General features: G+C 71.8%; 12 protein-coding genes. 9 read left to right on the top strand and 3 right to left on the bottom strand.

Going from position 1 to position 12,866, the window contains the following annotated elements:
* Positions 1–27: 27 nt before the first annotated feature.
* Together AB0950_RS10735 and AB0950_RS10740 are read left to right on the top strand one after the other, a co-directional pair.
* Positions 28–843, top strand: a complete 816-nt coding sequence (locus AB0950_RS10735; protein ID WP_360573528.1) for a 3-hydroxybutyrate dehydrogenase — start codon at positions 28–30, stop codon at positions 841–843.
* Positions 844–919: 76 nt separating this feature from the next.
* Positions 920–2,839: a helix-turn-helix domain-containing protein gene (locus AB0950_RS10740; RefSeq protein ID WP_366778323.1), complete on the top strand. Its 1,920-nt coding sequence runs from the start codon at positions 920–922 to the stop codon at positions 2,837–2,839.
* Positions 2,840–2,899: 60 nt separating this feature from the next.
* Here the strand turns inward: AB0950_RS10740 and AB0950_RS10745 are convergent, their stop codons facing one another.
* Positions 2,900–4,279 carry an MFS transporter gene (locus tag AB0950_RS10745; RefSeq protein WP_360146211.1) on the bottom strand — a complete coding sequence of 460 codons (1,380 nt, stop codon included), beginning with the start codon at positions 4,277–4,279 and terminating at the stop codon, positions 2,900–2,902.
* Between the two features lie 271 nt (positions 4,280–4,550).
* Here AB0950_RS10745 and AB0950_RS10750 point away from each other — a divergent pair, with 271 nt between their 5' ends.
* From AB0950_RS10750 to AB0950_RS10780, 7 genes are all read left to right on the top strand, one after another.
* A complete protein-coding gene (locus tag AB0950_RS10750; protein ID WP_366778324.1) occupies positions 4,551–7,088 on the top strand; it encodes an AAA family ATPase in 2,538 nt (845 codons plus the stop codon).
* Between the two features lie 41 nt (positions 7,089–7,129).
* The gene (locus tag AB0950_RS10755; protein ID WP_366778435.1) at positions 7,130–7,282 is read left to right on the top strand and encodes a helix-turn-helix transcriptional regulator; all 153 of its coding nucleotides are present in this window, start codon (positions 7,130–7,132) and stop codon (positions 7,280–7,282) included.
* A gap of 139 nt (positions 7,283–7,421) precedes the next feature.
* Positions 7,422–8,246 carry an alpha/beta hydrolase gene (locus tag AB0950_RS10760; protein ID WP_366778325.1) on the top strand — a complete coding sequence of 275 codons (825 nt, stop codon included), beginning with the start codon at positions 7,422–7,424 and terminating at the stop codon, positions 8,244–8,246.
* A 136-nt stretch (positions 8,247–8,382) separates the two neighbouring features.
* Positions 8,383–9,162 (top strand): oxidoreductase, encoded by a 780-nt coding sequence (locus tag AB0950_RS10765; RefSeq protein ID WP_360146202.1) that lies wholly within the window; start codon positions 8,383–8,385, stop codon positions 9,160–9,162.
* A gap of 99 nt (positions 9,163–9,261) precedes the next feature.
* A complete protein-coding gene (locus AB0950_RS10770) occupies positions 9,262–10,212 on the top strand; it encodes an NADP-dependent oxidoreductase (RefSeq protein ID WP_360146199.1) in 951 nt (316 codons plus the stop codon).
* Between the two features lie 217 nt (positions 10,213–10,429).
* A complete protein-coding gene (locus tag AB0950_RS10775) occupies positions 10,430–10,564 on the top strand; it encodes a hypothetical protein (RefSeq protein WP_360573541.1) in 135 nt (44 codons plus the stop codon).
* Entirely contained in the window at positions 10,540–10,782 is a 243-nt protein-coding gene (locus AB0950_RS10780) for a nuclear transport factor 2 family protein (protein ID WP_360573543.1), read from the top strand. Before AB0950_RS10775 ends, AB0950_RS10780 begins: the two co-directional genes overlap by 25 nt.
* A gap of 31 nt (positions 10,783–10,813) precedes the next feature.
* On the opposite strand, the gene AB0950_RS10785 is transcribed toward AB0950_RS10780, so the two are convergent.
* The gene (locus AB0950_RS10785; RefSeq protein ID WP_360573545.1) at positions 10,814–11,836 is read right to left on the bottom strand and encodes a fumarylacetoacetate hydrolase family protein; all 1,023 of its coding nucleotides are present in this window, start codon (positions 11,834–11,836) and stop codon (positions 10,814–10,816) included.
* A gap of 93 nt (positions 11,837–11,929) precedes the next feature.
* The gene (locus AB0950_RS10790) at positions 11,930–12,862 is read right to left on the bottom strand and encodes a VOC family protein (RefSeq protein WP_366778326.1); all 933 of its coding nucleotides are present in this window, start codon (positions 12,860–12,862) and stop codon (positions 11,930–11,932) included.
* Positions 12,863–12,866: the final 4 nt, after the last annotated feature.

The following is a 12,866-nucleotide window of genomic DNA, read 5'->3' on the forward strand; positions in this document are numbered from 1 at the left end:
GGGTGGGCTCCGCTTAGGGTCGAGCACATGACCACGTCCAGCCTCCCGCCCGGCCCTCGCCCCCAGCCCCTCGCCCTCGACCTCGCCGGCCGGACCGCCCTCGTCACCGGCGCCGCCAGCGGCATCGGCCGCGCCTGCGCGCTGCGGCTGGCGGCCGCCGGAGCGAAGGTGCGGGCCGTCGACCGGGACACGGCCGGCCTGGCCGAGCTGGCACAGCACGCGGAACGCGCCGCCGGCCTGCCGGGAGCCGTCGAACCGCTCGCCGTCGACCTCACCGACCTCGACGCCGCCGAACGCGCCGCCGCCGGCGCCGATGTGCTGGTCAACAACGCGGGTCTGCAGCTGGTGCGCCCCATCGAGGAGTTCCCGCCCGACGTCTTCCACACCGTGCTGACCGTGATGCTGGAGGCGCCGTTCCGCCTCATCCGCGGGGCCCTGCCGCACATGTACGCACAGGGCTGGGGCCGCATCGTCAATGTGTCCTCCGTCCACGGACTGCGCGCCTCCGCGTTCAAGTCCGCGTATGTGGCCGCCAAACACGGTCTCGAGGGCCTGTCGAAGACGGCCGCTCTGGAAGGCGCCCCGCACGGAGTGACCTCGAACTGCGTGAACCCCGGATACGTGCGCACCCCCCTGGTGGAGAAGCAGATCGCCGACCAGGCGCAGGCGCACGGCATCCCCGAGGACCGTGTGCTCTCCGAGGTCCTGCTCAAGGACAGCGCGGTCAAGCGGCTCATCGAACCGGAGGAGGTGGCCGAAGCCGTGGCCTACCTGTGCAGCCCGCAGGCGTCCTTCGTCACCGGCACCTCCCTGGTGCTCGACGGCGGGTGGACGGCCCACTGAAGCGCCCGGCGGCGCCCGGCCCCGGAGTTTTCCACAGGCCTGACCGGCCGGGCGGCCGATGCGGAATCCTGTGACCATGTCTCGCGATCACCTTCAGCCGGCCCCCAGCGGCAGCATCGAGGCCCCGTACCTCGAGCTGCTCGCCCGCGACGCCTCCGCGGAGGCGTACGAGCAGCCGGTGCTGCTCGCCCGCGCCGAGGGCGGACCGGCCGACCGGATCGCCGCTCTGGAACAGGCCAAGCTGCTCGCCCTGCGCGTCCGGGCCGAGCTGGAGGGCCGCCGCCGGCGCGAGGCGGAGCTGTCCGCGCTCTTCGAGACCGCCCACGACCTCGCGGGGCTGCGCGACCTGGACGCCGTCCTGCAGGCCATCGTGCAGCGCGCCCGCTCCCTGCTCGGCACGGACGTCGCCTACCTCACCCTGAACGACCCGGCGCGCGGCGACACCTACATGCGGGTCACCGAGGGATCCGTCTCCGCCCGCTTCCAGCAACTGCGCCTCGGCATGGGCGAGGGCCTGGGCGGACTGGTCGCCCAGACGACCCGGCCGTACGTCACGGACGACTACTTCAAGGACGCCCGCTTCCAGCACACCCACACCATCGACGCCGGCGTCCGCGACGAAGGCCTGGTCGCCATCCTCGGCGTCCCCCTCATGCTCGGCCACCACGTCATCGGCGTCCTCTTCGCCGCGGACCGCAGGGCCCGCGTCTTCGAGCGCGCGCAGATCGCCCTGCTCGGCTCCTTCGCCGCCCTCGCCGCGGCCGCGATCGACACCGCCAATCTGCTCACCGAGACCCGCGCCGCCCTGGCGGGCCTGGAGCGCGCCAACGAGATCATCCGGGACCGCAGCGCCGTCATCGAGCGCGCCTCCGACGTCCACGACCGGCTCGCCGAACTCGTCCTGCGCGGCGGCGGGGTGCACGACGTGGCCGCCGCCGTCTCCGAAGTCCTCGACGGCGCCGTCGAGTTCTGCGAGGCCGACGCCGCGCCGGCCGAGGCGCTGGAGGCGTCCCGCGCCGAGGGCCACGCCGTACGGCACGGCAGCGACTGGATCGCCGCGGTCGCCGCCGGCGGTGAACTCCTCGGCGCGCTGGTCCTGCGCGGGCACCCGGGCCTCGACCCGGTGGACCAGCGCACCCTGGAGCGCGCGGCGATGGTCACCTCGCTGCTCCTGCTCGCCCGCCGGTCGGCCGCCGAGGCCGAGCAGCGCGTCCGCGGCGAACTGCTGGACGACCTGCTCGACGCCCGCGACCGGGACCCGCGCCTGCTGCGCGAGCGCGCCACCCGGCTGCACGCCGACCTCGACGCCACCCATGTCGTCCTCGCCGCACGCCTCGACGGCCCCGCGGCCGACGCCGACGAGGAGGCCGCGGCCCGCCGTCGCCTGTGGTCGGCCGCCTCCCACCTCGCCGCCACCCGGCACGGCCTGTCCGCCGCACGCGACGGCGGCACCGTCCTGCTGCTGCCGCTCGCCGGCGGGGACACCGCCACGGACCTGGCCCGCCGCACCGCCCGCCAGCTGGGCACGGCCGTCCACCAGCCCGTCACCGTCGGCGCCTCGGCCCCGGTCACCGGTCTCACCACCCGCCCCGAGACCGTCGCCGCCGCCTACGCCGAGGGCCGCCGCTGCCTGGACGCACTGCGCCTGCTGGGCCGGGCCGGGGACGGCGCGGCGGCCGAGGACTTCGGCTTCCTCGGCCTGCTCCTCGCGGGCGAACGGGACATCGCCGGCTTCGTCGACCGCACCATCGGCCCGGTCGTGCACTACGACGAGCGGCGCGGTACGGAACTGCTGCGCACCCTGGACGCGTACTTCGCCTGCGGGATGAGCCCGGCGCGCACCAAGGACGCGCTGCACGTGCACGTGAACACGGTCGCCCAGCGGCTGGAGCGGGTGGGCCGTCTGCTGGGCGAGGACTGGCAGGATCCGGCCCGCGCCCTGGAGATCCAACTCGCCCTGCGGCTGCACCGGCTGGCGGCCCCGGACAGACGCTGACCCCCGTACGGACGTGCCGTACGGGGGCGGGCGGCGGACGCGTGCGGGGAGCCGGGCCCGTCAGGCCGTGCGGGCCTGCGCGGCCGTGCCGGCACCGGCGGACTCGGCGTCCTCGGCCTCGACACGGGCGAGGTCCCGGTGCCGTGTCTCCCGCGCCACACCCACGGCGACCAGGGTCAGCACCGCCGCGGCGATCACATACAGGGCGATCGGAGTGGAGCTGCCGTAGTCGTCGAGGAGCGCGGTGGCGATGAGCGGGGCCGGCGCGCCGGCCGCCACGGAGGCGAACTGGGCGCCGATGGACGCGCCCGAGTACCGCATCCTCGTCGCGAACATCTCGGCGAAGAAGGCGGCCTGGGGCGCGTACATCGCGCCGTGCAGGACGAGCCCGACGGTCACGGCCAGGATCAGGTAGCCGAACGACCCGGTGTCCACGAGCGAGAAGAACGGGAACATCCACAGGCCGACACCGGCGGCGCCGAGCAGATACACCGGCCGCCGCCCGACCCGGTCGGACAGCGCGCCCCAGGCCGGAATGACGGCGAAGTGCACGGCGGAGCCGATGAGCACGGCGTTGAGCGCGGTCTGCTTGGAGACACCGGCCGAGGTCGTGGCGTAGACGAGGATGAAGGCGGTGATGACGTAGTAGCTGATGTTCTCCGCCATGCGGGCGCCCATCGCCACCAGGACGTCCCGCCAGTGGTGCCGCAGCACGGAGACGAGCGGCAGCTTCTCCGCCACCGCGTCCTCCCGCCGGGACTCCGCCCGCGCCAACGCCTCCTTGAACACGGGCGATTCGTCGACGGAGAGCCGCACCCACAGGCCGATGAGCACCAGCACACCGGAGAGCAGGAAGGGAATGCGCCAGCCCCAGGTCCCGAACGCGTCGTCGGAGAGCACCGCGGTCAGCAGGGAGAGCACACCGGTCGCGAGCAACTGCCCCGCCGGCGCACCGGTCTGCGGCCACGAGGCCCAGAAGCCGCGCCGGCGCGCGTCCCCGTGCTCCGACACGAGCAGCACGGCGCCGCCCCACTCGCCGCCGAGCGCGAACCCCTGGACCAGCCGCAGGACGGTGAGCAGCACGGGCGCTGCGGCCCCGACCGTGGCGTGCGTGGGCAGCAGCCCGATGGCGAAGGTCGCCCCGCCCATCATCACCAGGCTCAGCACCAGCAGCTTCTTGCGCCCCAGCCGGTCGCCGTAGTGCCCGAACACCAGCGCGCCCAGTGGGCGGGCCGCGAAACCGACGGCGTAGGTCAGGAACGACAGCAGGGTCCCGACCAGCGGATCGGAGCCGGGGAAGAACAGCTTGTTGAACACGAGCGCGGCTGCGGAGCCGTAGAGGAAGAAGTCGTACCACTCGATGGTGGTGCCGATGAGGCTGGCGGCGACGATGCGGGGGAGGCTGGACGGGGCTGGTGGAGCGCTTGCGGGCGACGACATCGGCACCACTTCCTGGCGTTCGACGGGGGACGTTTGCGTGTCGCCACACCGTAGGAACGGGCAGGTCAGAGGCGTATGTGGTGGGACACCATAGTTCTGGGCGTGGGAGTGCGTGCGCACACCATAAAGGTGCTGCAGGGACGTCGTCGATGGCCGCAATGACGCATCACGGAATCGAGGAGCCGCGGAGAATTGGCGTGATGTGCGTATGCGGGCCGCCGTATCGCCAAGCCGTTGTCGCTCCGCAGCGCCAGGCAGAAGACGAGGAACCATGGAGAAGCAGCTGATTGTCGGCCGGGAAGCGGAGCTGGCGGAGTTGTCACGCCTGGTGGCGTCGTCCGATGGCCAGGCGGTGCTGGTGCGGGGCGAGGCCGGCGTGGGCAAGAGTGTGCTGCTGACTGCGGCCGCTGAGCAGGCTGGTGCTCGGGGCCATCGGGTGATCAGGGTGACCGGTGTGGAGTCGGAGACGGCGCTGCCCTTCGCCGGCCTGCACCAGATACTGCATCCTCTGCTGCACACGATGTCCGGCCTCGACAAGGCAGCACAGGCAGTGGTGGACACGGTCTTCGGGCGGCGGCCGGGCGAGGTGCCGTCGGTGATGGCCTTGGGCATCGCCGTCCTCGATGTGATGGCCTTGGCCTCCAGCGATGTGCCGTTGCTGGTGGTCGTCGATGACGGGCACTGGTTCGACCCGCACAGTGCCGAGGTCGGCGGTTTCATCGCCCGCCGCCTGGCTGGGCATGCCGTGCGAATGATCATCGGGGTCCGTGCTGAAACGTCCTCGGCATGGGATGCGGCCGCTCTGCCGGAGCTGGCCGTTGCGCCGCTCGACGCCGCGGCATCCGCTGACCTGCTGCGCATGCAGGCTCCGGGGATGCCTTCGGCCGTGCGCTCGCGTGTGCTGGCGCTGGCGCAGGGCAACCCGCTGGCCCTCACGGAACTGCCGCATGCCCTCGAGGAGGGCACCGCGAGCAGCATGGTGGTCGAGGCGCTGCCTTTGCCGCGGCGCCTGGAGCGCATGTATGGCGACCGGATCAAGGACCTGCCCGTCGCCGAGCGCTCCCGATTGCTCCTTGCGGCCTTGGACGGCAGCGCGGCCGACGCGTCGACGGCCGGCCGGACGCGGTACCGGCTGGAGCAGGCCGAGGAAGCGGTCGCCAGGGGCCTGCTGGTGAGGGACGCCGCGTCCGGTGAGCTGGTCTTCCGGCATCCTCTGGTGCGCTCGGCGCTGCTGCAGACGGCCACCCCCAATGAGCGCCGCGCGGCCCACGGCCAGCTGGCTGAGCTGCATCGCGATGACCTGGAGCGGCACGCCGGACATTTGGCGTCCGCAACAGTCGATCCGGACGAAACCGTTGGTGCCGTCCTGGAGCGCGCCGCTCGCTCGGCCAGTGCCCGTGGCGGCGCCGCCGCGGCCGTGGCACTGCTGACGCGCGCCGCGGAACTCAGCCCCGCAGCCGGGCAGCGTTCCCGCCGTTTGGGTGATGCGGCCTTCGTCGCCGCGCAATCCGCTCTTCTGGACAGGGCGCAGGAACTACGGCAGGCGTCGGACCGCCTGGCGTCAAGCTCCCAGTCCCCCACCGCCGTGATCACTGCTGCCTACGCGGCCCTGTACCAGCAAGGCGACGTGCGGTCGGCTCACCGCCGTGTCGCCCATGCGCTGCGGACCATGTCCCCGCAGACCGACCCGGCCATCCGGACCCGCCTGCTGAACCTGCTGCTGGCCATCAGCCTGTTCTCGGCCGACCCGGCCCTGTGGAGCGTGACCGATGGCCTCGTGGACGCCCGGAGGGCAAGCGGTGATGAGACCACCGTGCTGTACCGGGATGTCTGGGGGGACATCACCAGGCGCGGACACGGCGCCCGGCAGCACCTGCAGGAGCTGTTCGCACGGCTGGACGAGGAGCAGCCGTGGGACGTCATGCGGCTGAGCGTGGCCGCCTACTGTCTCGATGCACTCGGCGACTACAGGTTTCTGGTCCGTCAGGTCGCCGAACGCGAATCCGGCAGCGGTGCGGTGACCAATGCCATGACCTTGCTGCAGGTGGTCATGCTCGACCAGATCTCCAGCGGTGACTGGGACGGCGCCGAACGCACCGGGCATCGTGGCCTGGAACTGACCACCACACACGGCTACAGCCTGTTCGAGCACCAATACCACGGCTTCCTGGGCCTGATCGCAGCCTGGCGGGGAGACGCCCCCCGGGCCACAGCCGCGATGAACCGGCTGGACCGCTGGGCCCGGCCTCGCGGGGTCGGATACCTCACGCAGCTGGCCGAGGCCATCGGCGCGGCCACCAGCCTCACAGAGGGCGACTACGAAAGTGCCTACGCCTACGCCAGCGGCATCACCGCGCCCGGCACCTTCACTCCGTACTCGCAACAGGCCCCCCGCACGCTGTTGGACCTCGTCGAGGCCGCCCTGCACACCGGCCGGGGCGACCAGGCCCGCGCCCACCCGGCCGCCGCCCGACACCAGGGCCTGCCCGCCATCTCCCCGCGACTGGACTTCCTCACCGCCGCAGCCGACGCCATGACCACCGAAGGCGACGCCGCCCGCGCCGCCTTCGAGCGCGCCACGCACCATCCGGCAGCCGCCGACTATCCCTTCGAGCTGGCCCGGGTCCGCTTGGCCCAGGGCGTGTGGCTGCGCCGAGCGAGGGAACGCGCAGCCGCACGCACCGTCCTCGCGCAAGCCGCCGATGCCTTCGAACGGCTCGGTGCTGCCCCCTGGGTGCGGCGGGTACAGGCCGAGCTGCGGGCCACCGGCGCGCCGGGCAGCACACCCGACCGGGCCAGGCTGCGCTGACCGCGCAGGAGCGGCGGATCGCCGAGCTTGCGGCCGGCGGACTGAGCAACCGGGAGATCGGCGCCAAGCTGTTCTTGTCCCCGCGCACGGTCGGCGCCCACCTTTACCGGATCTTCCCCAAGCTCGGCATCACGTCCAGAGCCGCCCTGCGAGACGCCCTCACCGATACGGCCGAAGCGGACCCCGAGAAGTGACGGCCGGGCCGGCACAAGCTCGTGCGGCCTGGCAGTAGGTGACTGCAGTCGTTCGACTGATGCGGGGCTCATGACTGTCACCGGAGCCTGGATGCAGTGAAGCCGCCCGAAGCGGTTCCCGAAGGCCCAGGAGACAGTCATGTCCGACTCACGCATTCCCGCCGTGTTCATCCACGGTATGTGGCTGCACGCCTCCTCCTGGCAGCCCTGGCTGGACCTGGCCGCCGAGCACGGCTACACGCCGCTCGCTCCCGGCTGGCCCGGTGAGGCCGCCACCGTGGCCGAGGCACGACGGCACCCCGATGAGGTCGCCGGGCTCGGCATCGACGACGTCACCGCCCATTACGCCGGCGTCATCCGTTCCCTGGACCGTCCGCCGGTGCTCATCGGGCACTCCTTCGGTGGTCTGGTCGCGCAGAAGTTGCTGGGCGCCGGTCTGGCGCGCGCCGCCGTCGCCATCGACCCCGCCCAGATCAAAGGCGTCAAGGCTCTCCCCCCGGCCCAGCTGCGGACAGGCTTCCCGGTCCTGGGCAACCCGGCGAACCGCCGCCGTGCCGTCTCACTGACCGCCGCGCAGTTCGCCTACGGCTTCGGCAACGCGCTCGCGCGCGAGGAATCCGACGACCTGCACGCGCGGTTCACCATCCCCTCGCCGGGCAGGCCGCTGTTCGAGGCCGCGCTCGCCAACTTCACCCGCACCTCACCGGCCGCAGTGGCCACCGGCAACACCGAGCGCGGGCCGCTGCTGCTGATCTCCGGCCAGGCCGACCACACCGTCCCGGACGCGGTGACCCGCTCGGCGTACAAGCTGTACGGCAACTCGACGGCTGTCACTGAACTCAAGCAGTTCCCCGACCGCGGTCACTCCCTGGTGATCGACCACGGCTGGCCCGTCGTCGCCGACTACGCCCTTCAGTGGCTGGCCCGCCAGGGCATCAAGGGCCAGGACACCTCATACGCCTGACCCACGACCCCCCGCCGGACCCGCTCGCCCTGGTCCACCAGGCAGCTCCACCACCAGCGCCGCAGACCGCCGGCCGGCGCCGGACCCATCCCGAAGCACCGGTGCACATCGGCACCGGACGAACCAGGAGCACGAAATGAACACCCCACTGCAAGGCCGCACCGCCGTGGTGACCGGTGCCAGCAAGGGCATCGGCCTGGCCATCGTCGCAGCTCTGGCCCAGGCCGGGGCGACGGTCGTCGCCGGATCCCGCACCTCCACACCCGAACTGGACGCGCTGGTGGAGAAGGGCACGGTCACCTGGGTCCCCGTCGATCTCAGCAAGCCGCAGGACGCCGAGCGGATCATCCAGGAGGCCAAGGGACGCATCGACATCCTGGTCAACAATGTCGGCGCCGCCCCCGCCCGGACCGGCGGCTTCCTCTCGGTGACCGACGCCGACTGGCAGCACATCCTCGATCTGAACCTGCTCAGCGCAGTACGGGTCACGCGAGCGGCCCTGCCGCTCATGCTCGAGGCCGGGCAGGGCTCGATCGTCACGGTCGCTTCCGTCAACGCCACCCTGCCCGACCCGATGGTGATCGACTACAGCGCCGGCAAGGCCGCCCTCGTCGCCTTCTCCAAGGCCCTGTCGAAAGAAGTCGGGCCCAAGGGCATCCGCGTCAACACCGTCAGCCCCGGACCGGTGCAGACCGACCTGTGGCTGGCCCAGGGCGGCGTCGCGGCCACCGTCTCCGCCGCCGCGAACATCACACCCGACGACGTGGTCGCGCAGGTGGCCGGCTCTACCGCCACCGGACGGTTCTCAACGCCCGAGGAAGTCGCCGACCTGGTCCTGTTCCTCGCCGGCGACCACGCACGGAACATCACCGGCAGTGACATGGTCATCGATGGTGGATTCGTCCCCACCTGGTAACCGCACGGACGGCGGTGACCGGTGTGTCCGCCTGGGCCCGGCCCAGACGCCGGCAGCTGGCGCGGCCCGGGCATCGATCCTGCACGCAAAGGAGCGATCATGAACGAGATGAACGCGATCCGGGCACACCGCCGCGGCGGCCCGGAGCAACTCACTTACGAAAAGGCACCGCGCCCGCAGCCCGGCCGCGGCGAGATCCTCGTAGCCGTGCGGGCCGCGTCGGTGACCGCCGGGGAACTGGGCTGGGACGCCACCTGGACCGACAGCTTCGACGGCTCGGGCCGCGACCGGACCCCCATCATCCCCTCGCACGAGTTCTCCGGCGTGGTGGCCGCCTGCGCTGACGCCGACGCCGGCTGGCAGGAAGGTGACGAGGTGTACGGACTGATCCCGTTCACCCGCAACGGAGCCGCAGCCGAATACGTCACCCTCCCCGCCGACATGGTGGCAGCCAAGCCTGCCTCCCTGACCCATGACCAGGCCGCGGCCGTGCCGCTGGCCGCACTGACCGCCTGGCAGGCCCTGGTCGACCACGCCCGCCTGCGCCCCGGGCAGCGCGTCCTCGTGCACGGCGGCGCCGGCGGTGTGGGGTCCTTCGTCGTGCAGATCGCCGCCGCACTCGGTGCCGACGTCGCGGCCACCGTGGGCCCGGACGACCTGGACTTCGTGCGATCGCTGGGAGCCGACACGGCCATCGACTACGTCCACCAGCGCTTCGAGGACCAGATCGATCCCGTCGACGTCGTCGTCGACCTGGTCGGGGGACCGACCCAGGCCAGGTCCTGGGACGTCCTTGCACCGGGCGGCGTTCTGGTCGGCATCGCGGCTCCCCCCGACACGCAGGAGGCCGAGAGCCACAACGCCCGCGCGGTCTTCTTCGTCGTGGAACCCGACCGGGCCGGGCTGGAGTCGATCACCCAGCTCATAGAAGACGGCCGCCTGACGCCGACGGTCGACCGTGTGCTGCCCCTGGCGGACGGCCGGGCGGCGTACGAGGCCCTGGAGCGCGAACACCGGCGCGGAAAGATCATCCTGCACATCGGCGACTGAACCGCACTCGGCGAGCCCTCGCGCCACAGCGCGCGGCCTTACGGCAGGAACGCCTTCACGCCCGCGGAAGAACGGCTCAACCGCTTCCGCCGGGCTGATCGACGGGGGTTCGCTCTACACCGAGGCGTCCCGCCCCCGCCGCCCCACCTGCCGCGAGTGCCGCAGGTGTGACCAGCCCGACAGACACCGCCCCAGCCGCTTCACGCAAGGAGATCGCATGCCCGCAACGTCCACCAGCGCCGAAGACGTCGCCACGGCCATGTACGAGGCACTGTCACGCTCCGACCTGCAGACCCTGCAGGCCCTGACCGACCCCAATTCCAGCAGTTGTTCACGCGCACCTTCGACCTGATCGAAAGCGACATCGAGCTTGCGCACCTCTTCACCGCCGGCGACCAAGTCCTCGCCGTAGGGCGAACCCGGGGGACCAGCCGCACGACAGGACAACCCTTCGATGCCGCGATCGTCCACGTACTGACGGTGCGAGACGGCCGCATCACGGCGTTCGACGCCTTCGTGGAAGAAGCTCCCATCAGCGCTGCGATCCACGGCGACCAGGCCCTCCCCTAGAGCGCGTTGACACCCTGCTGCTCGGCGGTACTCAAGAAGGTCGGCGTGCCGGCCCCCACGAACCGCCGTTCGTTCCTGGCACGGTCGGCCGCTCCCGGGACCGGCGCCGGCCCGCCGGAAGCGGCACGGGGTCCGCACCGGGCACGACGGTGTTGGACACACTGCCGATGCCCTCCACCGTGAGGGTGACGGTGTCACCAGGCTTGAGCGGCGGCGGGGCGTGTTCCCCGCGCCGGCCCCACAGTTCGGCGAGGCAGCCGCCGTTGCCGCAGGTGCCGGAGCCGAGGACGTCACCGGGGACGACCCGGGTGCCGCGCGAGGCGTAGGCGGCCATCTCCTCGAAGGTCCAGCTCATGTGGGACAGCAGATCCCGGCCGACGACCTCGCCGTTGACCTCGGCGGTGAGCGCCAGCCGCAGGAAGCCGTCGGCGTCCCGGTACGGCTCCAGCGCGTCGGCGGTGACCAGGTACGGGCCGAGCGTGGTGGCCGTGTCCTTGCCCTTGCAGGGGCCGAGGCCGACCTTCATCTCGGCGGACTGCAGGTCCCTGGCCGACCAGTCGTTGAAGACGGTATAGCCGACGATGTGGTCGCGAGCCTGCTCGGGTGTGAGGTCGCGTCCTTCCCGGCCGATGACCGCGCCGACCTCCAGTTCGAAGTCCAGGACCGCGGAGCCGGGAGGGACGGGGATGTCGTCGTGCGGGCCGTAGATCGCGTGCGGGTTGGTGAAGTAGAAGGTCGGAGCGGCGTACCACTGCTCCGGTACGCCCGCCATTCCGTCCACGGACCGCCGTACGCCCTCGACATGCTCCTCGAAGGTGACGAAGTCCCGGACGGAGGCGGCCTGGAACGGCGGCAACAGCCGGACCTCCGACACATGCGGACCCGGCGGTACGTCGAGCGATGCGGCGCCGGCGGCGAGCAGGCCGGGCAGACCGCCGGACTCCCGCAGCAGGTCGGTGAGCGAGGTGACGCCGGGCAGCGGCAGCAGGGTGCCGTCGTCCTCCACGACGGCCACGCGGCGGCGGTGATGGTGTTCGTAGGCGGCGAATCGCATGGTGCGGCTCCGGGAGGGCGGGCCCGAGGGCGCGGCGGGACTGAGCCAGGGCAGGTGACGGGGCCGGCCGCGTCCTCGGGAGCGGGGCAGGGGTCAGACGGGCGGGGCGATGAAGCAGCCGCGGTCGGGGTCGTTGAAGGATTCCTTGGCGACGAGTTCGTTCATCGGGTTGGCGGTGCCCCACTGGTCGGTGACCTCGGGCCGGGAGAAGTCGTAGACGTGCGGGTGCCAGGTGTCCTCGTCGAGGAGTTCCAGCTCGGTGGTGTATTCGACGGTGTTGCCGTGCGGGTCGAGGAAGTAGGTGAAGGTGTTGTCGCCGGCCATGTGCCGGCCGGGACCCCAGATCTTCCTGAAGCCGGCGCGGATGACGCGGCCGGAGCCGCGCATGTACTCGTCGAGGCCGCGCATCTCGAAGGAGACGTGGTGCAGGGCCGTGTGCGGGCCCTGGGCGATGGCCATGGAGTGGTGCTGGTTGGAGATCCGCATGAAGTGCATGACCTCGCCCATGTGCGGGGAGCTGAGCGTGTCGGAGAGGCGGAAGCCGAGGTGGGTCTCGTACCACTCCCGGGTGCGGTTCAGGTCGGGGGAGTTGAGCACAACGTGACTGAGCTTGACCGGGATCGACTCCTTCTCCTCGATCTTGCGGTGCTGCCGTACCGCGACGTCGGCGGAGACCTCGATGGTGCGGCCGTCGACGTCGAAGAAGCGGAAGCCGTAGCCGCCGCCGGGCGTGTCCACCGTGCCCGGCTGCGTGATCAACTGCACGCCTCCGGCGAGGAGTTGCTCGGCGAGGGTGTCCACGTCGGCAGCGGAAGCGGCGCCGTAGGAGAGGAGGTCGAGGCGCTTCTCCTCGGCCTTGCGCAGCCGCACGACGTACTGCTCGGGGCTGCCCTCGGCGGCGAGGAAGGAGATCCCGGAGTCCTCGGCGACCTTGGTCAGGCCCCAGACGCCGGCGTAGAAGTCGAGCTGCTTGTCGTAGTCGGGCACGGCGAGGTCGACGTGCCGCAGATGGGTGAGCAGACGCATGGGA

Origin of the sequence: Streptomyces sp. NPDC007189 (genome assembly GCF_040703635.1) — a bacterium.
GTDB lineage: Bacteria > Actinomycetota > Actinomycetes > Streptomycetales > Streptomycetaceae > Streptomyces.